The organism is Azospirillum sp. 11R-A, from assembly GCF_049472615.1.
GTDB lineage: Bacteria > Pseudomonadota > Alphaproteobacteria > Azospirillales > Azospirillaceae > Azospirillum > Azospirillum palustre.
Genome location: NZ_JBCEBL010000003.1, coordinates 163704 through 183662, shown reverse-complemented (window position 1 = coordinate 183662; position 19959 = coordinate 163704). Strand labels below are relative to the sequence as shown.

The 19959-nt window shown below is 68.1% G+C and carries 14 protein-coding genes; 6 read left to right on the top strand and 8 right to left on the bottom strand.

What is annotated here, in order from left to right; all coding sequences use genetic code 11:
- Positions 1-89 precede the first annotated feature (89 nt).
- Positions 90-770, top strand: a complete 681-nt coding sequence (locus tag VH569_RS06540) for a M35 family metallo-endopeptidase (protein ID WP_423314646.1) — start codon at positions 90-92, stop codon at positions 768-770.
- Positions 771-968: 198 nt separating this feature from the next.
- Here VH569_RS06540 and VH569_RS06535 read toward each other — a convergent pair whose 3' ends face one another.
- From VH569_RS06535 to ileS, 5 genes are all read right to left on the bottom strand, one after another.
- On the bottom strand, positions 969-2348 hold the full coding sequence (locus VH569_RS06535) for a M16 family metallopeptidase (protein WP_423314645.1): 1380 nt from the start codon (positions 2346-2348) through the stop codon (positions 969-971).
- Between the two features lie 2 nt (positions 2349-2350).
- Positions 2351-3760 (bottom strand): M16 family metallopeptidase, encoded by a 1410-nt coding sequence (locus tag VH569_RS06530; RefSeq protein WP_423314644.1) that lies wholly within the window; start codon positions 3758-3760, stop codon positions 2351-2353.
- 114 nt (positions 3761-3874) lie between these two features.
- Positions 3875-4465, bottom strand: a complete 591-nt coding sequence (locus tag VH569_RS06525) for a DUF3035 domain-containing protein (protein ID WP_109049863.1) — start codon at positions 4463-4465, stop codon at positions 3875-3877.
- A gap of 106 nt (positions 4466-4571) precedes the next feature.
- A complete protein-coding gene (gene lspA / locus VH569_RS06520; RefSeq protein WP_423314643.1) occupies positions 4572-5087 on the bottom strand; it encodes a signal peptidase II in 516 nt (171 codons plus the stop codon).
- A 196-nt stretch (positions 5088-5283) separates the two neighbouring features.
- Positions 5284-8127 carry an isoleucine--tRNA ligase gene (ileS, locus tag VH569_RS06515; protein WP_423314642.1) on the bottom strand — a complete coding sequence of 948 codons (2844 nt, stop codon included), beginning with the start codon at positions 8125-8127 and terminating at the stop codon, positions 5284-5286.
- A gap of 376 nt (positions 8128-8503) precedes the next feature.
- On the opposite strand from ileS, the gene VH569_RS06510 reads away from it, so the two are divergent.
- The 4 genes from VH569_RS06510 to VH569_RS06495 all read left to right on the top strand — a co-directional run bounded on the left by VH569_RS06510 (position 8504) and on the right by VH569_RS06495 (position 13742).
- Positions 8504-9481 (top strand): glycosyltransferase family 10 domain-containing protein, encoded by a 978-nt coding sequence (locus VH569_RS06510; protein ID WP_423314641.1) that lies wholly within the window; start codon positions 8504-8506, stop codon positions 9479-9481.
- A gap of 31 nt (positions 9482-9512) precedes the next feature.
- The gene (locus VH569_RS06505; protein ID WP_423314640.1) at positions 9513-10235 is read left to right on the top strand and encodes a hypothetical protein; all 723 of its coding nucleotides are present in this window, start codon (positions 9513-9515) and stop codon (positions 10233-10235) included.
- 67 nt (positions 10236-10302) lie between these two features.
- Complete coding sequence (locus tag VH569_RS06500) at positions 10303-12948, top strand: tetratricopeptide repeat protein (RefSeq protein ID WP_423314639.1); 2646 nt, start codon at positions 10303-10305, stop codon at positions 12946-12948.
- Entirely contained in the window at positions 12945-13742 is a 798-nt protein-coding gene (locus VH569_RS06495; RefSeq protein WP_423314638.1) for a galactosyltransferase-related protein, read from the top strand. Before VH569_RS06500 ends, VH569_RS06495 begins: the two co-directional genes overlap by 4 nt.
- Before the next feature lie 42 nt (positions 13743-13784).
- On the opposite strand, the gene VH569_RS06490 is transcribed toward VH569_RS06495, so the two are convergent.
- The 3 genes from VH569_RS06490 to VH569_RS06480 form a co-directional block, all read right to left on the bottom strand.
- Entirely contained in the window at positions 13785-14468 is a 684-nt protein-coding gene (locus tag VH569_RS06490; RefSeq protein ID WP_014247028.1) for an orotate phosphoribosyltransferase, read from the bottom strand.
- Between the two features lie 125 nt (positions 14469-14593).
- A complete protein-coding gene (locus tag VH569_RS06485) occupies positions 14594-16270 on the bottom strand; it encodes a methyl-accepting chemotaxis protein (RefSeq protein WP_423314637.1) in 1677 nt (558 codons plus the stop codon).
- Positions 16271-16400: 130 nt separating this feature from the next.
- Positions 16401-18107, bottom strand: a complete 1707-nt coding sequence (locus tag VH569_RS06480; protein WP_423314636.1) for a methyl-accepting chemotaxis protein — start codon at positions 18105-18107, stop codon at positions 16401-16403.
- Positions 18108-18323: 216 nt separating this feature from the next.
- Between VH569_RS06480 and VH569_RS06475 the strand changes: the two genes are divergently transcribed.
- Positions 18324-19955 (top strand): S10 family peptidase, encoded by a 1632-nt coding sequence (locus tag VH569_RS06475; protein ID WP_423314635.1) that lies wholly within the window; start codon positions 18324-18326, stop codon positions 19953-19955.
- The last annotated feature ends 4 nt before the right edge of the window (positions 19956-19959 follow it).

The window sequence follows — 19959 nt, the reverse complement described above, 5'->3', positions numbered from 1 at the left end:
CATATTATCGATGCCAATACTGATGAGCGCGATAATTTCACGCGACATGGTTCCTTTAATACATATGGAGGTCCAGTATGATTCGGTTGGTGCTTTCCACCAAAATATTCGGTGCGGCATTTCTGGGCGCTGCGCTGTGTGCAACGGCGGCGACTTCGGCCCATGCCGCCGACTGGATCATCCAGAACAGCTGCACCCAGGGCCAGAAGGCCGCCATTCAGAACGCCCGGCGCACCGCCTTCAGCTGGGTGAGCAAGACAATCGGATCCTTCGATTACGTGAAGAACCGCAAGCCGCCGGCCTACACCACCTTCACGACCTGGATGGGCCAGTTTGCCGACCCGGTGCCGAGCTTGGTGAAAGGCGCCTACAGCGGCATCAACGGCTATCTCGACAACGGGAAGGTCCAGGCCGATTGCCAGACCGCGGCGCCGCCGGTTCCTCCGCCGAACACCTGCTATTCCAATCCGACCTGGATCGCCTACACCCAGGTGGGGGTCGGTGCGACGCCACTGGTCGTCGTCCTGTGCAACAACTTCTTCACCGACTCCGACAATGGCAAGGTCAACACCCTGATCCATGAGCTTGCGCACCGGGCCAACAAGCTGATCATTGATCAGGTGATGCCGCCGGGCGCGCCGAATGCGGGGCAGGGGGCCTATGGAGCGGCGAACGTGCAATGGCTGGCCGCCAACAGGCCCGAGATGGCCAGCAAGAACGCGGAGAACTACAATTTTCTCGCGGAAAACATGTACAACACCCGTTACTAGAGTGTGATCGGTTCAAGCGGAATCGCTTGAAGCGTGAATCGCATGGAAAACCGAAAGCCTAGAGTCTGTCTGGTGCTTCAATAAGCATCAGACAGACTCTAGGGCGCGACCGCGGACTCGGCCCGGCGGTCGGGCGGCGCGGTACTTACGGCACGCCGCGCCGCCGTTGGCGATGGCTGCCCCGTCGGGGCCCGCGCCTCAGCTTCCGCCTTCGATGGTCCGCGTCGGCGTCACGCCCTCCGGCTTGCCGACCAGCACGGTCAGCAGCTTGGCCGGGTCGAGCAGGCGCCGGGCGACCCGCTTGATGTCCTCCTGGCTCACCGCGTTGATGTAGCGGTCGCGCTGGTTCAGATAGTCGATGCCCAGCTTGTCGCGCTTCACCTGCAACAGGATGCGGGCGATGGCCTGGGTCGAACCGAGTTGCAGCGGGAAGGAGCCGGTCAGGTAGGTCTTGGCGTCGGCCATCTCCTGGTCGGTCAGCCCGTCCTTGGCCATGCGCGCCCATTCCTGGCGGATGATGTCCAGCGCCTGACCCGCCTTGGCGTTGACGGTGGAGCCGCCCGCCATCACCAGTGCGGTGTGGTCCATCGGGATCAGGTAGCTGTAGACGCCATAGCTGAGCCCGCGCTTCTCGCGCACCTCTTCCATCAGGCGCGAGCCGAAGCCGCCGCCGCCCAGCACATAGTTCATCACCGTGGCGGCGTACCAGTCGGGATCGTCGCGCTTCACGCCGGGCTGGCCCATCAGCATGACGGTCTGCGCGGTCGGGCGCGGCAGCAGGATGGTCTGGCCCAGCCCGGACATCGTCACGTCGGGAATCGGCTTTGCCTCGGTCTTGGCCGGCAGCCCGCCGAACACGGTGTCCAGCGCCTTGCCCAAGTCTTCCGGCGAGATGTCGCCGGTCGCTGCCACCACCAGCCGGTCGCGGCCAAACTGCCCCTTCACGAAGGCGCGCAGGTCGTCAGGCGTGATGGCCGGCAGGCTTTCCAGGCTGCCGCGACTCTCGCCGCCATAGGGGTGGTCGGGGAAGGCGGTGGCGTAGAACTGGCGCCGCGCGACATAGTTGGGGTCGGCAAGATCGCGCCTGAGGCTGGCCATCACCGAAGCGCGCATGCGGTCCAGCGCCTCGGGCGCGAAATGCGGCTCGGTCAGGGCGAGGCGGGTCAGCTCCAGCGCCTCGTCACGGTTGTCGGCCAGGGTGCGCATCGAGCCGCTGAAGCCGTCGCGCCCGGACTCGAAGCCGAGCGCGATGGCCTTGTCCTGCAGGCGTGCCTGGAAGGTCTGGGAATCGTACGGACCGGCACCCTCGTCCAGCATGGTGGAGGCAATGTTCGCCAGCCCCTCCTTGCCCTTGGGGTCGGTGCCGCCGGCTCCCTCGAAGACCCATTCCAGCGCCAGGACCGGCACCTTGTGGTCCTCGACCAGCCAAGCCTCGATCCCACCGGGGCTCACCACCCGCTTGATGTCCATGGCCTGGGCGGGTGAGAGAAGGGTGGCGGCCGTCAGGAAGAACGCCACGACCGCCAGGCGGACGGAGGGAAGTCCGCGGGCGGATGAAACATCGTGAAACACGCTCATCCTCAACTGTCCTTTCCGGTCGGGGGCAGCAGCAGGCCGGTGACGTGGTTGGTCTGGCTCAGCACGGCGCGGGCGGCGGCGTTGACCTGATCGGCGGTGACGGCGTCGATGCGCACCGGCCAGTTCTCCACGTCGTCGATGCTCTGGCCGGTGGCGAGCGCCGCACCCAGCGTCTGCGCCGGCCCGGTCAGGCTGTCGCGGGCATAGGCCGCGGAGGCCAGCATGCGCTTGCGCGCGGTGGCGACCTCCTCCTCCGTCACGCCGGATTTCAGCAGCTTGTCGACCTCGGCCCACAGCGCCGATTCGAGCTTGTCCATCGGCACGCCGGCGGCCGGGCTGGCGCCGACGCTGAGCGTCGCCATGTCCCAGGCGGTCGGCCCGTAGCCGAGCCAGGCCGAGGTGGCGAGCTTCTGGTCCACCACCAGACTGCGGTAGAGGCGCGACGTGGTGCCGCCGCTCATGATCTCGGCCAGCACCTGCAAGGCATAGGCCTGGCCGGTCTGGTCGATGCGGTAGGACGGGGCGGTCCAGATGCGGCGGACCGAGGGCTGCCGCACCTCGTCGTCACGCAGGACCACCTGACGGGAGGAGGTCAGCGGCGGTTCGGTGACCCGCTTGCGCTCCGGCACCGGGCGGGCGGCGATGGCGCCGTAATAGCGCTCGGCCAGCGGCTTCAACTCCGCCGCGGTGACGTCGCCGGACACCACCAGGATGGCGTTGTTGGGCGTGTACCACGTCTTGTAGAAGCGCTCGGCCATCTCCCGCGTCAGCGCCGACATCTCCTGCGGCCAGCCGATCACCGGGGTGCCGTAGGGGTGGTGGACGAACAGGGTGGCGTTGATCTGCTCGCCGATGCGGTCGGCCGGCTCGTTCTCGATGCGCTGGCGCCGTTCCTCGATGATGACGTCGCGTTCGGGATAGACCACCGCGTCGGTCAGCTTGAGGTTCGACATGCGGTCCGACTCCATCCGCATCACCATCTCCAGCCGGTCGCGGGCGACGTTCTGGTAATAGGCCGTGTAGTCGTAGCTGGTGAAGGCGTTGTCGCGCCCGCCGTTCTTGGCGATGATCCGGCTGAACTCGCCGGGCTGGATCGCATCGGTCCCCTTGAACATCAAATGTTCGAGGAAATGGGCGATGCCGGACTGGCCGCGCTCCTCGTCGGCGGCGCCCACCTTGTACCAGACCATGTGGGTCACGACCGGTACGCGGTGGTTCGGGATGACCACCACCTGCATGCCGTTGGACAGGGTGAAGCTTTCGGGGAAGAACACCCCCTTTTCCGCCGCATGGGCGGGCAGGGGGGCGAGCAGCGTGCCGAGCGGAATCGGTGCCAGGGGCGCCGCGACGGTCATCGTCAAGGCGAGAAGTCCTGCCGCGGCGAGGCGGCGGGCTGGAATGCAGGCGGGCATGAGGGCTCCCGGATCAGGAGGACCGAATCGAAAGGGCGCCCTTCGCTGGGAAGGGCGCCCCCGGAAACTGGTGTGATGTCGCGTCTTGGACAAGACCGAAGGAACCGCCTGCGCTTAGAACAGGCCTTCCAGCGGCGCCTTGCGCTTGCGCTCGATCGTCGGGGTGGCGGCACCGTCCAACGCCTTGCCCTGGGCCTGGGCCTCGCGCAGGCGCTGCTGCTCCTTGGCCGGGTCGACGACGGAGACGGGCGGCTGCTGGGTCTGCCAGAACAGGAGCGAATCGATCCAGCTCTTGTCGGCGACGATCAGCTGGGTGGTTTCCTGATCGACCTTGGCGCGGATGTTCGGGTCGATGCCGTCGCGGGCCGAAGCCTGGGCGACCAGCGACTTCTCGCCCGCCGTTGCGCCGGCCGCAGCCTTGGCGCCGCGCGAGGAGCCGCCGAACACGGCGCCGGCGGCCATCTGGGTCGGGGTGCTGTCCTGCGGACGGGCGGCACCCGGGCGCGGCTTCGGCAGGTCCTGCATGCTGGGCGGCAGGGTCAGCGGAGCGCGGGAAACGACGGAGAACTCGTCGGGGCTCTGGCGGTCGAGACCGATGGACCGGCGCACATCCGAGCAGCCGGCGAGCGTCAACGCCGCAAGCGCCAGCCCGATGAGCGGGAGCCGAGTCCGGGGGAAGGAGAGGGCGGAGGAGATGCTGGTCACGTTCGGAGGATCCCGTCGTCTGTCACGTCGTAGCGACCCGGCCCGAAGGTCGAGGCCGCATGGTCAGCGCTCGCCGGCGGTTATAACGCCACCGGCGACGGAACTCTTACGACTTTTCGCGGCCCGCGAACAGTCCGTCGATCAGCAGCAGCACGACGCCGACGCTGATTCCGCTGTCGGCCACGTTGAAGGCCCAGAAATGCCAGCCGCCGACATGGAAATCGAGGAAATCGACCACCGCCCCATGCAGCATCCGGTCGGCCACGTTGCCGACCGCCCCGCCGATGATGAAGCCCAGCGCCAGGGCGATCAGACGGCGTTCCGCCTGTCGCAGCCAGAAGACCAGACAGACGGCGATCACCGCGGCGATGGCGCTCAGGATGTAGGGCATCAGCGCCCCGCCGCTGGCGAAGGTGCCGAAGCTGACGCCGTAGTTCCACACCAGCACGAGGTTGAAGAAGGGGGTCACCTCGATGACATGCGGCACCGGCTGCATGACCTGCTCGAGGATCCACCACTTGCTGCCCTGGTCGAGGACCACCACCAGCACGGCGACGATCAGCCCGAACAGCCAGTAGGACCGGGATTGGTTGGCGACGAAGGCGTTCATGTGGCCATACATCCTTCCTCTCCCCGCTTGGGAGAGGGTCGGGGTGAGAGGGATGCGCGGTGAGGAGCGTCCGGCAGCCCGAACCCCCTCACCCTAACCCTCTCCCCGCTTTCAGCGGACCGGAGGTCCGCCTGCCGCGTCAGCGCAAACGGAGTTTGCGCGAAAGCGGGGGGGAGAGGGGATAGAGCCGCGGATGTGGCTCGACGCGTCATGCCACCGCGTCGGAGCAGCGGATGCAGAGCGTCGGATGGTCATGGACCGTGCCGACCTCCTCCAGGACCTTCCAGCAGCGCTCGCACTTCTCGCCGTCGGCCAGAGCCGGGGCGACGGCGATGCCGGGGACGTCGGGCAGGGTGAAGGCCCCCTCCGGCGCCGCGGCGTCCGTCACCTCGATGGCCGAGGTGATGCAGACGTCCTGGAAGTCGACATCGGCCAGCAGGGCCTTGGTCGCGGAGTCGACGAAGACGGTCGGATCGGCCTGGAGGGACGAGCCGATGGCCTTGTTGGCGCGCTCCAGCTCCAGGGCGCCGGTGACGACGCGGCGGACGGTGCGCACCGCCTCCCACTTGGATGCCAGCGCGTCGTTGCGCCACTCCGCCGGCACCTCCGGGAAGCCGCGCAGATGCACGCTCTCGTCGGTCCAGCCCGCACCCTCGGTCAGGCCTTCCGGCCGGGCGAGCCAGGCCTCTTCCGCGGTGAAGCAGAGGATGGGCGCGAGCCAGGCGGTCAGGTTGGAGAACAGATGCTCCATCACCGTCCGCACCGACCGGCGTCGCACCGAGTCGACGGCGTCGCAATAGAGGCTGTCCTTGCGGACGTCGAAGTAGAAGGCCGACAGCTCCACCGCACAGAAGTTGTGCAGGGCCACGAACAGGGCGTGGAAGTCGTAGGCCTCGACCTTCTCGCGGACCAGCGTGTCCAGCTCCGACAGGCGGTGCAGGACCCAGCGCTCCAGCTCCGGCATCTCGGCGGCGTCGATCCGCTCGGCCGGGGTGTAGTCGGCGAGCGCGCCCAGCAGGTAGCGCAGCGTGTTGCGCAGGCGGCGGTAGAGGTCGGCCTGGGTCTTGATGATCTCCTTGCCGATGCGGAGATCCTCCGAATAGTCGGAGTTGATGATCCACAGGCGCAGGATGTCGGCACCATACTGGTCGCAGACCTCCTGCGGGGCCACCACGTTGCCCAGCGACTTGGACATCTTGCGGCCCTGCTCGTCGAGCACGAAGCCGTGGGTCAGCACCGCGTTGTAGGGCGCCCGGCCGCGCGTGCCGCAGCTTTCCAGCAGCGAGGAGTGGAACCAGCCGCGATGCTGGTCGGAGCCTTCCAGATAGAGGTCGGCCGGCCAGGCCAGCTCCTCCAGCCGCTGTTCCAGCACGAAGGCGTGCGAGGAGCCCGACTCGAACCAGACGTCGACGATGTCCCTGACCTGCTCGAAATCCTCGGCGGCATAGGAGTTGCCGAGGAAGTCCTGCGGGTCGCGGGCGAACCAGGCGTCGGCGCCCTCCTGCTGGAAGATGTCGGCGATGCGGGCGAACACCGCCTCGTCGCGCAGGATCTCGCCGGTCGACTTGCGGACGAACAGCGCGATCGGCACGCCCCAGGCGCGCTGGCGGCTGATGCACCAGTCCGGGCGGCTCTCGATCATCGAGCGGATGCGGTTCTCGCCCTGCGATGGGACCCAGCGGGTGTCGGAGATCGCCTGCAAGGCCACCTTGCGCAGGTCGTTCGTCTCCATCGAGATGAACCACTGCGGCGTGGTGCGGAAGATCAGCGGCGCCTTGGAGCGCCAGCTGTGCGGATAGCTGTGCTTGATGCGGTTGCTGGCCAGCAGCGACCCGCATTCTTCGAACGCCTCCAGCACCGCCTTGTTGGCGGGGCCGGTCTTGCCCTGGTCGGTGTAGACGGCCAGCCCGGCGAACAGCGGCACATGGGCGTAGTAGCGCCCGTCCTCGCCCACCGTCTGCGGCACCTCGATGTTGTTGGCCTGGCCCAGGCGGAAGTCGTCCTCGCCATGGCCGGGGGCGATGTGGACGAAGCCCGAACCGGCATCGGTGGTCACGAAGTCGCCGGCCAGCAGCGGCACCTTGAAATCGTAGCCCTTGCCGTTCAGCGGGTGGCGGCAATAGGTGCCGGCGAGACGCGAGCCGGGGAAGCGGTGCAGCTGCTTCCACTCGGTGATGCCGGTCTCCTTCAGCACGCTCTCCGCCAGCGTGGTGGCGAGCACGAGGCGCTCGCCGACCACCGCCTTGCTGCCCTCGGCGACCGCCGTGACCTTGAAGGTCGCGTATTCGATCTCATCGCCATAGGCGATGGCGCGGTTGCCCGGCAGGGTCCAGGGGGTGGTCGTCCAGATGACGATGCTGGCTTCGTCCACCTCCGGCGCCGACGATCCCCAGACGGGGAAGCGGGCGAAGACGGTGGTGGAGGTGTGGTCGTGGTATTCGACCTCGGCATCGGCCAGCGCGGTCTTCTCGACCACCGACCACATCACCGGCTTGAAGCCCTTGTAGAGGCCGCCGTTCACCGCGAACTTGTGGATTTCGCGGACGATCTGCGCCTCGGCCGGGAAGGTCATGGTGGCGTAGGGCTGCTTCCAGTCGCCCTCCACGCCCAGACGGCGGAACTCGGCGGCCTGGATGCCGACCCACTCCTCGGCGAACTGGCGGCATTCGGCGCGGAACTGGATGAGCGGCACGTCATCCTTGTTCTTGCCGGCCTTGCGGTACTTTTCCTCGATCTTCCACTCGATGGGCAGGCCGTGGCAGTCCCAGCCGGGGACATAGTCGGCGTCGAAGCCCTGCATCTGGCGGAAGCGGACGATGACGTCCTTCAGGATCTTGTTGACGGCATGGCCGATGTGGATGTTGCCGTTGGCGTAGGGCGGGCCGTCATGCAGCACGAACTTCTTGCGGCCCTTGGCGCCGGCGCGCAGCTTGCCGAACAGGTCCATCTCGGCCCAGCGCTTCAGCAGCTCGGGCTCCTTGGTCGGCAGGCCGCCGCGCATGGGGAAGTCGGTGCGTGGCAGGAAGACGGTCGATTTGTAATCGCGGGTCATATCGGATCCCTGGGGGAAAGCATTACCGTCGGGCGGCGATGAGGCCACCCGGTACACAGCAGGTCTCTATCCCGGCCCTCCTCAGAGAGCCGGGCCGGTAATTCGCGTGCGATGCGCAGGAGCGCGCATCATCATCGGGATCCGCAAGGAGACGTCCATGGCGCCGGATATTAGCGGCGCGGGCCGTGCGGTCAAGGACCGCTCACATGCGCCGTGTGCAACCGCGAACCGGTTTCGCCGGGGGGAAGTCTCCTCGGCGCCGGCTCCCGAATTTACCGCTGGCAACCTGGCGGGGGCAAAATTACGGTGTGTTCGCCGAGCTTGTCCGGGGGGCGGGCCGCTTGCGGCAGTCAGCACGCGCGGGAGCGTCTTCGGCATGATCGACCAGCGGACCGGCGGCTTCCTGTCGGAGTTCCTCGACACCCCCAACAGGGATCCGGCGGTTCTGGACCGCTTCCTTCTGCAGGGACCGGACGGCGGCCGGCGCGGGGCGAAGCCGCGCCTGAAGGTCGCCTTCTTCGATTTCTGGCCGGAGTTCGATCCCTCCGCGAACTTCTTCGTGGAAATCCTGTCCGCCCGCTTCGAGGTGTCGGTGGTCGGGAACGACAGCGACCTCGCCATCGTCTCGGTGTTCGGCACCCGCCACCGGGAAGCGCGGACGGCCCGGTCGATGTTCTTCACCGGGGAGAATGTGCGGCCGCCGCTCGACGGCGTCGACATGTCGGTGTCGTTCGACCGCATCGACGATCCCCGGCATTTCCGGCTGCCGCTCTACGTCATGCATGCCTACGACCATCTGCGCGAAGGAGCGGCGCCGTATTTCTGCCACTCCGTCCTGCCGCCCGTGCCGCCGACGCGGGAGGAGGCCGCGGAGCGGAAATTCTGCGCCTTCCTCTACAAGAACCCCAACTGCACCCGCCGCAACGACTTCTTCCACATGCTGAGCACCCGGCGCCATGTGGAGTCGGTGGGCTGGCTGCTGAACAACACCGGCAGCGTGGTGAAGATGGGCTGGCTGCCGAAAATCCGGGTGTTCTCCCGCTACCGCTTCGCCTTCGCCTTCGAGAACGCAAGCCATCCCGGCTATCTGACCGAGAAGATCCTGGATGCTTTCCAGGCCGGTGCGGTGCCGCTCTATTGGGGCGATCCCGGCGTCCTGCGCGATGTCGCGGCCGGCAGTTTCATCGACGTGTCGCGATACTCCTCCGACGAGGAGGCCATCGATGCCATCCTGGCCGTCGACGATGATTACGGCGCCTACCGCCGCTATCGCAGCACGCCGCCCTTCCTCGGCACGGAAGATTTCCACTTCGATGCCTACCGTCTGGCCGAATGGATCGAAAGCCGTCTTTGAACGTGGCTTTGAATGTGGGGGAGGTGGAGCGATGAGGCGGGTGCTGTTGAATTATGCCGACGGGGCCTTCACGACGGCGCAGAAATACAATGGCAGGACCGGCATGGAGACCGGCGGATTCGACGGCGTCGCAATGATGGGGCGCCAGCGCATCGATGCCGCTTTCGCATCGCGGAACCGGCATGTGCTGGACCAGCCGCGCGGGGCCGGCTATTGGCTGTGGAAGCCTTACTTCATCGACCGGTTGCTGCGCGAGGATCTGAAGGACGGCGACATCCTGTTCTACAGCGACAGCGGCGCCCATTTCGTCCACAGCGTCGATCCGCTGATCGAGATTTGCCGGCAGCGGCGCGATCTGCCGATCCTGCTGTTCACGCTGGGCGATGATCACCGCAACGGCGTCTGGACCAAGCGCGACTGTTTCCACTTCATGGGGCTGGACCGGCCCGATGTCGTCGAGGCGCCGCAGATCATGGGCAGCTTCATCCTGTGCGAACGCGGGCCTGAAACCATGGACTTCGTCGCGCAATGGCTGCGGCTTTCCCAGGATGCCCGGTTGATCACCGACGCGCCCAACGAATGCGGCCTGCCGAACTATCCGGAGTTCCGCGACCATCGCCACGACCAGAGCATCCTCAGCCTGCTCGGCCGCCGCCATCGCGTGACAACGATTCCCGACATCTCGCAATGGGGAGACGGGAGCCGTCCGGCCGGGATTCCCCGCATCATGGAACACACGCGCTGGCGCGACTAGGGCCGGTTGTGGCAGACAGAAGCCCGGTCCGTTTCCCTCAACCGCCAGCGGCGATCGGCAGCAGCGCATGACCAGTTTTGCCCGTGGCGTGGCGGCGGAAAACGCCGGCAGGCTGGAGGAGGCCAGGGCCCGCTACCTCGACGTCCTGCGGGCCGAGCCGCGGAACCCGGCGGCCCTGCACCGGCTGGGGGTGGTGGAGTTGCGGCTGGGCAACCCGCGCGACGCGGTGGTGCTGTTCCAGAAGTCGCTGGCCATCGCCAAGGACCTGGAGGTCTATCTCGATTTCGGCGCGGCGATGGCCGGCATGGCCCGCTGGGATGCGGCGGCGACGGTCTATGCCGCCGCTCTGCGGGTCGCCCCCGCATCGGCCGACGCCCATTACGGTCTGGCGATGGCCCTGCACCGGCAGGGGCGCCCGCAGGATGCCGAGCCCCATTACCGCAAGGTGCTGGCGGCCTTTTCCCATCTGGGAGAGGTCCACAACAACCTCGGCGTCGCCCTTCAGGACCTCGGCCGGTTCGCGGAGGCCGCCGCCGCCCATCGCGAGGCGGCGCGGATCGATCCCACCGACGCGGCGTCCTGGTCGAAGCTGGGCGTGGCGCTCCATGCCATCGGACAGGGGGCTGAGGCGGAAGCGGCCTTCCGCAAGGCGCTCGGCCTTGCGCCGCAGGATGCCGACTGCTGGCACAACCTGAGCGGCCTGCTCGACGCCGACGGCCGCCCGGCGGAGGCGCTCGCCGCCGGCCGTCTTGCGGTCGCGCTCGATCCGGGGAGCGCCCGCAACTGGCTGGCCCTGGGCAATGCCGCCGGTGCCGCGCGGAGCCTGGAGGAGGCATGGCGTGCCACGTCGGCTGCGGCCCGGCTGGAGCCGTCGAGCCCGGCGGCGCGCAACAATCTCGCCAGCGCCTTGCAGGAACTCGGACGCTGGCGCGAAGCGGTGGCCGAATACCGTGCGGCGCTGGAACTGCAACCGGACTTTCCGGTGGCTGAGATCAATCTGGCCCAGGCTCTGTCGGGGCTGCGCGAGGCGGACGGCGCGCTGGCGGTCCTGCGGGCCCTGCTGGCCCGCCAGCCGGCGAACGGCGAGGCCTGGCGGCGGCTGGGCAGTGTGCTGGCCGAGGCCGTCCGCCCCGATGCCGCGGTGGCCGTTCTGCGCAAGGCGGTGGCGCTGGCCCCCGGCGAGCCGGATGCCCAGGCCGATCTGGCGATGGCCGCCGCGATGGCCGGCTGGAGCACGCAGTCGGCGGATGCCTGCCGGCGGGTCCTCCGGCTGGTTCCCGGCCATGCCGCAGCCCTTGGCCAGCTCGTGCATCAGCAGAGGCTTCTGTGCGACTGGCGCGATCTGGACGGGCTGGAGGTGGAGCTTCTCCGGCAGGTGCGCGCCGGGGCGGAGGGGGTGTCGCCCTTCGACGTCCTGTCCTGTGCCTCGACCCTCGCCGACCAGCAATCCGCCGCGGCCCGCTGGGCGGTGGCGAAGGCCCGCGGCACCGGGACCGTCACCCGGCCGGCGGCGACGGCGGTGATTGCGGCCGCAGGCGATGGGCGGTTGCGGATTGGCTATCTGTCGTCGGATTTCCGTGAGCATGCCATGGGCCACCTGATGGTCGATGCGCTGGAAACCCATGATCGGTCCCGCTTCGCCGTCACCGCCTATTCGACCGGCCTCGACGACGGCAGCGCGCTGCGCCAGCGGTTCCAACGCGGGATCGAGCGCTTCGTCGACCTGCGCCGCCACACCGACGCCGATGCGGCGCGGACAATCGCGGCGGACGGCATCGACATCCTGGTCGATCTCACCGGCTTCACCTCCTTCTCGCGCACCTCGATCCTGGCGGCCCGTCCTGCCCCGGTGCAGGTCAATTGGCTGGGCTATCCCGGGACGCTGGGGGCGGGCTATGTCGACTACATCGTCGCCGATCCCACGGTGATCGCGCCGGGCGAGGACGGCTTCTTTAGCGAGCGGGTGGTGCGGCTGCCGGATTGCTATCAGCCCAACGACCGCCGGCGCGCCATCGCCGAGGCCACGCCGACGCGCAGGGACTGCGGGTTGCCCGAGGATGGTTTCGTCTTCTGCTGCTTCAACAGCGCCTACAAGCTGACGCCCGCCCTGTTCGACGGCTGGGCGCGCATCCTGGCGGCGGTGCCGGGCAGCGTGCTGTGGCTCTATGCCGGCAATCCCCAGGTGGCGGTCAACCTGCGCCGCGAGGGCGAGGCCCGCGGTCTCGCCCCCCACCGGCTGGTCTTCGCCCAACCCCTGCCGCATGCCGGGCATCTGGCGCGGCACCGGTTGGCCGACCTGTTCCTCGACACGCTTCCCTACAACGCCCACACGACGGCCAGCGACGCGCTGTGGGCGGGCCTGCCGGTGCTGACCCGGCGCGGGACGACCTTCGCCGGGCGCGTGGCGGCCAGCCTGCTGCGGGCGGCCGGATTGCCCGAGCTGATCGTCGACGGGCAGGAGGCCTACGAGGCGGAGGCGGTGGCGCTCGCCCGGTCGCCCGGACGGCTCCGCGACCTGCGGCAGCGGCTGGCACTCAACCGGCCGGTCTGCCCGCTGTTCGACACGCCGCGCTTCACCCGGCATCTGGAGGCGGCCTACCGGGCGATGTGGGACATTCACCGGGCCGGCGGGGCACCGCGCCCGATCACCGTCACGGCTGAGGACGCCGGCGGTCCGGCATCCGCCATGCAGGGAGAAGGGGAGAACGCATGACCACCGGCGAGAGCACAGCAGCGCGGCTGCACATCGTCGTCCCCTACCGGGATCGCGAAGATCATCTCCGGCAGTTCGTTCCCTGGGTGAGCGCTTATTTCGACCGTCTGGCGCAGCCGATCGATTATCGCGTCACCTTCGTGGAGCAGGAGGCCGGGCTTCCCTTCAACCGTGGGGCGCTGAAGAATGCCGGCTTCCTGCTGGGCGAAGGGCAGAGCGACTATGTCTGCCTGCACGACATCGATTATCTGCCGGTCGATGCCGATTATTCCTGGGCCGACTGTCCCACCCCGATCCTATGGTACGGGGCGGAGCTGCGCCCGGTGGCGCCGGGACGTTCGGACCGCACGGTGACGACCAACCTCGAAAGCACGATGGGCGGCGCGTTGTTGATGCCGAACGCGGCGATGCGGCAGGTCGACGGCTATTCCAACCTCTTTTGGGGCTGGGGATACGAGGATTTCGACTTTTCGCTGCGCATCCGGGCGCGCCGCATTCCCACCGGCCGGCGCAAGGGGCGTTTCCAGCCGCTCGACCATGCCAACGACGGCTTCACGCCGGACGCGACGCCATCCCCCATTTCCCTGGTGAACCGCCGCGTGCTTCAGGAGCTTTGGTCTTCCGGCAAGATCCCGGCCGGCGACGGTTTGTCCTCGCTGTCCTTCGAGGTGCTGGACCGCAGGCCTTGCGATGGGTGCGTCCTGGGTGCGCAGGACCGTTGGGAGATCGTTCGGGTTCGCTTCGCCCATGCGCCAAAGCCGGAACAGGCGGCGGCGGACGGCACCCAGGCCTGACATCGCGGGGGGGGCGGCCGGCTCCACCGCCCCCCGATATCGTCACATGCTCGACTTGCCGCCGTGGGCCGACGACCAGCCGACCGGGTCGTTCAGGAACTTCTCGACTTCCGACAGGGTGTTCTCGTCGAAATAGCGGTTGTCGCGGGCGACCTTCAGCACGTCCCACCAGGTGCACAGCGCGTGCAGGCGCACGCCGATGGCGTCCATGTTGACCTTCGACTGCGGGAAGATGCCGTAGTGGAAGATCACGAAGGTGTCGGTCACCTGGGCGCCGCCGTTGCGCAGGGCGGTGACGAAGTTCTCCTTGCTCTTGCCGTCGGTCGCCAGATCCTCGACCAGCAGGACGCGCTGCCCCTCGGTCAGCAGACCCTCGATCTGGGCGTTGCGGCCGAAGCCCTTCGGCTTCTTGCGCACATACTGCATCGGCAGTTCCAGCCGGTCGGCGATCCAGGCGGCGAAGGGGATGCCGGCGGTCTCGCCGCCCGCCACCGCGTCGATGGCCTCATAGCCGATCTCGCGCTCGATGGTGGCGACGGCGAAATCCATCAGCGCCTTGCGGGCGCGCGGGAAGGAGACGATGCGGCGGCAGTCGGTGTAGACCGGGCTGGCCCAACCCGAGGTGAAGATGAAGGGCGTCTCGGCGTTGAAGTGCAGCGCCTTGATCTCCAGCAGGATCTTGGCCGCGGTGGCGGCGATGGTGGCCTGATCGGGCAGGGTCGACATGGAAGAAGGGCTCCGGAAAACGGGATGGCATCGCGCGGATGCCCATTGTGTAGCGGGGGAGGGCGCGATTCGCAATTCCCGACCATCCGTCCTCGCTCATCCCGGCAGGAACCGGGTATCCACCGTCAGGCTGTCTGCACGGTACGCGTGTAGCTGTCGACATCCGCCCGCAGCTGCTGCATCTCCCGGCGCAGCTTGGCCGCGGCCCCGGCCAATTCGCCGGCGGTGCGGTCGGTCCGCACAATGACGTCATGGACGCCGCCCAGCATGCCGGACATCGCGGTCACCGCGCCCGACCCGTCCTTCATCGCCCGCAGGATGCCCTCCGCCGCGTCCGATTGGCGCGACACCGCATCCGCGATGGCCGCCCCGCTGTCCCGGGCCGCATCCACCGTCCGGGAAACCCCGTCCATGGCATGGACCGCTTCGTTCACGATGGTCTGGATGCCGGCGATCTGGCTTTGGATGTCATCGGTCGCCCGTGCGGTCTGGCCCGCCAGGCTCTTGACCTCGCCGGCGACCACGGCGAAACCTTTGCCGGCCTCCCCGGCCCGCGCCGCCTCGATGGTGGCGTTCAGCGCCAGCAGGTTGGTCTGGCTGGCAATCGAATTGATCAGGCCGACGACCTCGCCGATGCGCCGCGACGCCTCGGCCAGTTCGCGGATGCGGCCCGCGGCTTCATCGGTCCGCTGGACGGCGTCGGCGGTCATCCGGGCGGCCGTCCCGCTGTGGCGGCCCACCTCGTCGATGAGGGCTCCCAATCCATCGGCGCCGGCGGCGGCGTCGCTCACGATGCGGCTCGCGGTGTCCGCATGTCCGCGCACATGGCCGACCTCGTCCGCCGCGCGGCCTGCGTCCTCGGACATCGTGCCGGCGGTGGATTGAAGCTGTTCGCTGGTGGTGCCCAGCCCGCTCAGGATGATCTCGGTCTGGTGGGTGAAGCGGTCCGTGGCGTCGCTCAGGGCGGCAAGTTTGCGCTGCTCCTCGTCCCGCCGGGTCTCCTCCTCGGCCCGGCGGCGGTCGAGATCGCTTGCCTGGCTCTGCATCAGCATCACGGCCGCGGTCACCCGGCCGATGGCATCGTCCACCGGATACTTCAATGCAATATCGCGTCGTCCGCGCCCGATCTCGGCGATTCCGTCCGCGGCGCGGTCGAGCGGGCGGGTGATCGAGCGGCCGATCACCAGCGCCATCAGGGCCGATCCGCCGATGGCCAGTGCGGTCACCACGCCGATCAGCGCATAGGCGTAGGTCGTGATGCTGGCCGAATTGCCGTTGCTCGCCTGGTTTTCCGCCCGGATCAAGGTGGACAGGGCTTCGTTGCGCTCCTCCAGCCGATGGAAGCGCTCCAGAAAGCCGGCAAGCCCGTCCTTCGCCTTCGCCCTGTCGCGCAGGGCCGCCTCGATCAGCCCCTCCGCCGCCCGGATATACTCCTCCATCTCGGGCAGCAGTTCATCCAGCCCCCTGCCGATGGCGGGACTCAGGGCAAGGTGCCGATTGGCGCTCAATGCCTCGCGAAACGTGTCGGCATGTTCCTTGAGATCTTTTCGGACCTCGTCCCGCTCCGCTTCGGCTCCGTCCGGGCCGGTCAGAAGAGCGGCAAGCACGTCGGCACGCAGGGCGTCGTGCATCATGTCGCCCGCCTGATGATTCGACAGGGCTTCTCCCGTGACCAGAACCTGACGGTTCGCACTGTCGACCATGGAGAGCGCCGAGATGGCGACGCCCCCCACGACCAGCAAGGCCAGAGCGAAAGACAAAGGCAGCAGAGACAATTTCCGGGACAGGGTCAGGACGGACATCTGCACAACCCTTCATTGGTGCGCGAAATGGGATTGACGCATCATCCGTGCAGGATAGGCAATTTTATATGCTGAGTCCCATAGGGGTTTTCAGGATGTTGCGCGAACGCCCGGCCGTTCGCGCACTTCGTCAGACCTTGCCGCGTACGCTGCCCAGGAACCGGTCCACCTGGGTGTGCAGCAGTTCCGCCTGCTTCGACAGTTCCCCGGACGAAGAGAGCAGGCGCGATGCGCCGCTGCCGGTTTCCGACGCCGCCTGGAGCACGCCGCCGATCGAGGACGAGACCTCGTTGGTGCCGGCTGCCGCCTGCTGGACGTTGCGGGCGATCTCCATGGTGGCGGCGTTCTGTCCGTCGACCGCCTGGGCGATGGTGCCGACGATGACGTTCACCTCGCCGATGGTGGCGGCGATGCTCTGGATCGCCTCCACCGCGTCGGCGGTGGCCGTCTGGATCTCGGCGATCTGCTGCGAAATGTCGCCGGTCGCCTTGGCGGTCTGGTTGGCGAGGCTCTTCACCTCGCTGGCGACGACGGCGAAGCCCTTGCCCGCCTCGCCGGCGCGGGCCGCCTCGATGGTGGCGTTCAGCGCCAGCAGGTTCGTCTGCCCGGCGATGGAGTTGATGAGGTTCACCACGTCGCCGATCTGGTTGGCCTTGGACGACAGGCCGTCGACGATGCGGTTGGTGCCGTCGGCCTGATCGGCGGCCTGCTTGGCCTTGCGGCTGCTTTCGCCGATCTGGCGGCCGATCTCGGAGATGGAGGCGGCCAGTTCCTCCGCGGCGGCGGCCACGGTCTGGACGTTGACCGATGCCTGCTCCGACGCGGCGGCGACGGTGGTCGCCTGGGTCTCGGTATGGTCGGCGGTGGTCGCCAGCGACTTCGCCAGTGCCCGCACCTCGGTGGAGGAGGAGGCGACGCTGTCGACCACGCCCTTCACCTCATTCTCGAATCGGTCGGCCAGCGCGGCCATCTCGGCCCGCTTGCGCTCCTCGGCGGCATGTTCCGCCTCGGCCTGACGGCGGCGGAAGGCGTCGGCTTCCACCGCGTTGGCCTTGAACACCTCGACCGCACCGGTGATCTGCCCGATCTCGTCCTTGGAATCCGATGCCGGGACGGTGACGGTCAGATCGCCGCGCGCCAGCGTCAGCATGGCGTTGGTCAGGCGGCGCAGCGGACGCAGGGCGGCCACCGTCCACAGGCCGAAGGCGCCGGCCATCAGCAGGGCGGCGCCGCACAGCGACAGCATCAGCGTCTGGAACCCCTTGGCGACGTCGCGCGCACGCGCGGCGATGGTCTGGTTCTTATGCTCCTGAAGGTCGATGAAGGCGTTGATGCGCTTCAGCCATTCGGTGAAGGCCGGGCGGGCGTCCTGCATCAGCCCCTTCTGCGCCGCGGCCATGTCGTTCGCCTTGCGGGCGGTGATGACCGTCTTGATCGCCGGCAGGCTCTTCGCCTCGATCTCCTTGATGCTCGCCAGAAGCTGCCGCTCTTCCGGCTCGATGTCGGTCATGCCGGCAAACATGGCGTCGAGCGGCTTGGCGGAGTCCTCGTAGAAGGCCGCCAGCCGGTCGATGTCGGCCAGCACCAGCGACAGCGTCGCCGGATCGGTGGTCAGCACCACGTCGCGAAGGGCGATGGCCCGGTCATGGACGCTGCCGCGGAAGTTGATGGCATAGCGCTGCTTGACGCTGTTGACCTCGTTGATCCGGGTGAGGTCGGAGTCGATTTTCCGCACCTCGCGGACCCCGATGACGGTCAGGCTGATCAGAAGGACAAGAACCACGCCGAAGCCGAGAAACAAACGTGTGCGGATCGTGGCGTGCCGTGGAGGGAACATGTCGGCGCATCCCGTCAGAGTTGGCCCGCATGGGCAATAAACGGACTTTATCCTAAAAGACGTTACCTTTTTGGGTTACTCAACATGTGCTTTTCCGTCGGCCCGGCAAGGCGGCCGGGGCAAGCCTGCGCAAAAATGTGCGGGTTGCGGATCGAAGCCGCCGCCGCAATATGCGAGGCCCGGAAACCGATCCGGAAAACCGCCTTGGATTTGCCGATGCAGCCCCTGCCCACGTCCCGCCGCAACCGCAGCCTGTCACGTCTGCTGGCGATGGCCTTGCTCCCGGCCCTGCTGTTTCCGCCGCTGGCGCCAGCGTCCGCCGCCGATGCGGATGGCGGTGCCCAGCAGGACCGGCCGGAGCATGCCGGATCGGCGGCTGCCAAGCCGGAAGGGGGCAAGTCGGAATCCGCGAAGGCCGACGCTCCGAAAGCGGATGACCTGCGGGGGTTCGATTCGCAGCGCAGCGTGACCAGCCACAGCCTGCCGCTGCCGGGCGGTGCATTGGCCTACACCGCGACGGCGGAGTTCCTGCCGCTGCGCGACGGCGCCAAGGAGGAGCTGGCGGCGCGCATCTTCACGGTGACCTACACCGCCGATCCCAAGACGCCGGCCGCCGGTCCGCGCCCGGTCACCTTCGTCTTCAACGGCGGGCCGGGGGCGGCGTCGGCCTACATGCATCTGGGCGCCGCCGGTCCGAAGGTCGTCGCCTTCGGTCCCGACGGGGCTCTGCCGCCGCCGCCAGCCCCGCTGGTCGACAATCCTGACAGCTGGCTGGCCTTCACCGATCTGGTCTTCATCGATCCGGTCGGCACCGGATACAGCCGCGCGGTGAAGCCCGACGAGACGGAAAAGCGCTTCTGGTCGGTGGACGGCGATGCGCGCTCGATGGCCGAGATCGTCCGGCTCTGGCTGACCCGGAATGGCCGCTGGTCTTCGCCGACCTTCCTGGCGGGGGAGAGCTACGGCGGCTTCCGCATCGCGAAGATGGCGGACGAGCTGATCGATCAGGTCGGGCTTGCGGTGAACGGGCTGATCCTGGTTTCCCCCGTCGTCGATTTCGCCGCCATCGACGAGGACGGCATCCTCGGCCCGGCCTGGAAGCTGCCGTCGATGGCGGCATCCGCCGCCGCGCTCGGCCGCACCTCCGGCACGCCCGAACAGGCGGCGGAGGCGGCGGAGCGCTTCGCCCTCGGTCCCTATCTCACCGGGCTGGCCGGTCTCGACTACGGACGGCTCGATGACGCTGGGGAAGTCTTCGCCGAGGTGGCCCGCATCACCGGCCTGCCGGTGGAGACGGTGCGGCGCCAGCGCGGGCGCGTGCCGATGGGTGTCTTCACCCGCGAGCTGCTGCGCGACCGCGGCCGCATTCTCAGCATCTATGACGGCACCTTCACCGCTCCCGATCCCGATCCGGGTGCGCCGCGCGTGCCGTTCGATCCCTTCCTGAAGGGCACGGTGCCGACCTATAGCACGGCCTTCGCCGCCTATGCCCACGATGCGCTGGCGGTGCGGACGGAGCAGCCCTACCGGCTGCTCAGCGACCGGGTGAACCGGAACTGGGAGTGGCCGCGCATGTCGGTGCCGAGCGCGGTGGACGCGCTGCAAACGGCATTGACCCTTCAGCCGGCGCTGCGGGTGCTGATCGTCCATGGCCGCACCGACCTGATCACGCCCTACATGGCCTCGCGCTGGGTGGCGTCGAGGCTGGAACTGCCCGAGGGCGAACGCGGCCGGGTGGCGGTGACGGTGCATCCCGGCGGTCACATGATGTACACGCGGGGCCAGGGCCGCGCCGCGCTGGCGGCCGATGCCCGTGCGCTGATTGCGGAGAGCCTGCGCCCGCGGTGACCGG

What these genes read in the sequence shown, in the direction of transcription:
- VH569_RS06535 (WP_423314645.1), bottom strand. Translation starts at nt 2,348, where the DNA reads ATGAGCGTGTTTCACGATGTTTCATCCGCCCGCGGACTTCCCTCCGTC.
- VH569_RS06530 (WP_423314644.1), bottom strand. Translation starts at nt 3,760, where the DNA reads ATGCCCGCCTGCATTCCAGCCCGCCGCCTCGCCGCGGCAGGACTTCTC.
- lspA (WP_423314643.1), bottom strand. Translation starts at nt 5,087, where the DNA reads ATGTATGGCCACATGAACGCCTTCGTCGCCAACCAATCCCGGTCCTAC.
- ileS (WP_423314642.1), bottom strand. Translation starts at nt 8,127, where the DNA reads ATGACCCGCGATTACAAATCGACCGTCTTCCTGCCACGCACCGACTTC.
- VH569_RS06510 (WP_423314641.1), top strand. Translation starts at nt 8,504, where the DNA reads ATGATCGACCAGCGGACCGGCGGCTTCCTGTCGGAGTTCCTCGACACC.
- VH569_RS06505 (WP_423314640.1), top strand. Translation starts at nt 9,513, where the DNA reads ATGAGGCGGGTGCTGTTGAATTATGCCGACGGGGCCTTCACGACGGCG.
- VH569_RS06500 (WP_423314639.1), top strand. Translation starts at nt 10,303, where the DNA reads ATGACCAGTTTTGCCCGTGGCGTGGCGGCGGAAAACGCCGGCAGGCTG.
- VH569_RS06495 (WP_423314638.1), top strand. Translation starts at nt 12,945, where the DNA reads ATGACCACCGGCGAGAGCACAGCAGCGCGGCTGCACATCGTCGTCCCC.
- VH569_RS06490 (WP_014247028.1), bottom strand. Translation starts at nt 14,468, where the DNA reads ATGTCGACCCTGCCCGATCAGGCCACCATCGCCGCCACCGCGGCCAAG.
- VH569_RS06485 (WP_423314637.1), bottom strand. Translation starts at nt 16,270, where the DNA reads ATGTCCGTCCTGACCCTGTCCCGGAAATTGTCTCTGCTGCCTTTGTCT.
- VH569_RS06480 (WP_423314636.1), bottom strand. Translation starts at nt 18,107, where the DNA reads ATGTTCCCTCCACGGCACGCCACGATCCGCACACGTTTGTTTCTCGGC.
- VH569_RS06475 (WP_423314635.1), top strand. Translation starts at nt 18,324, where the DNA reads ATGCAGCCCCTGCCCACGTCCCGCCGCAACCGCAGCCTGTCACGTCTG.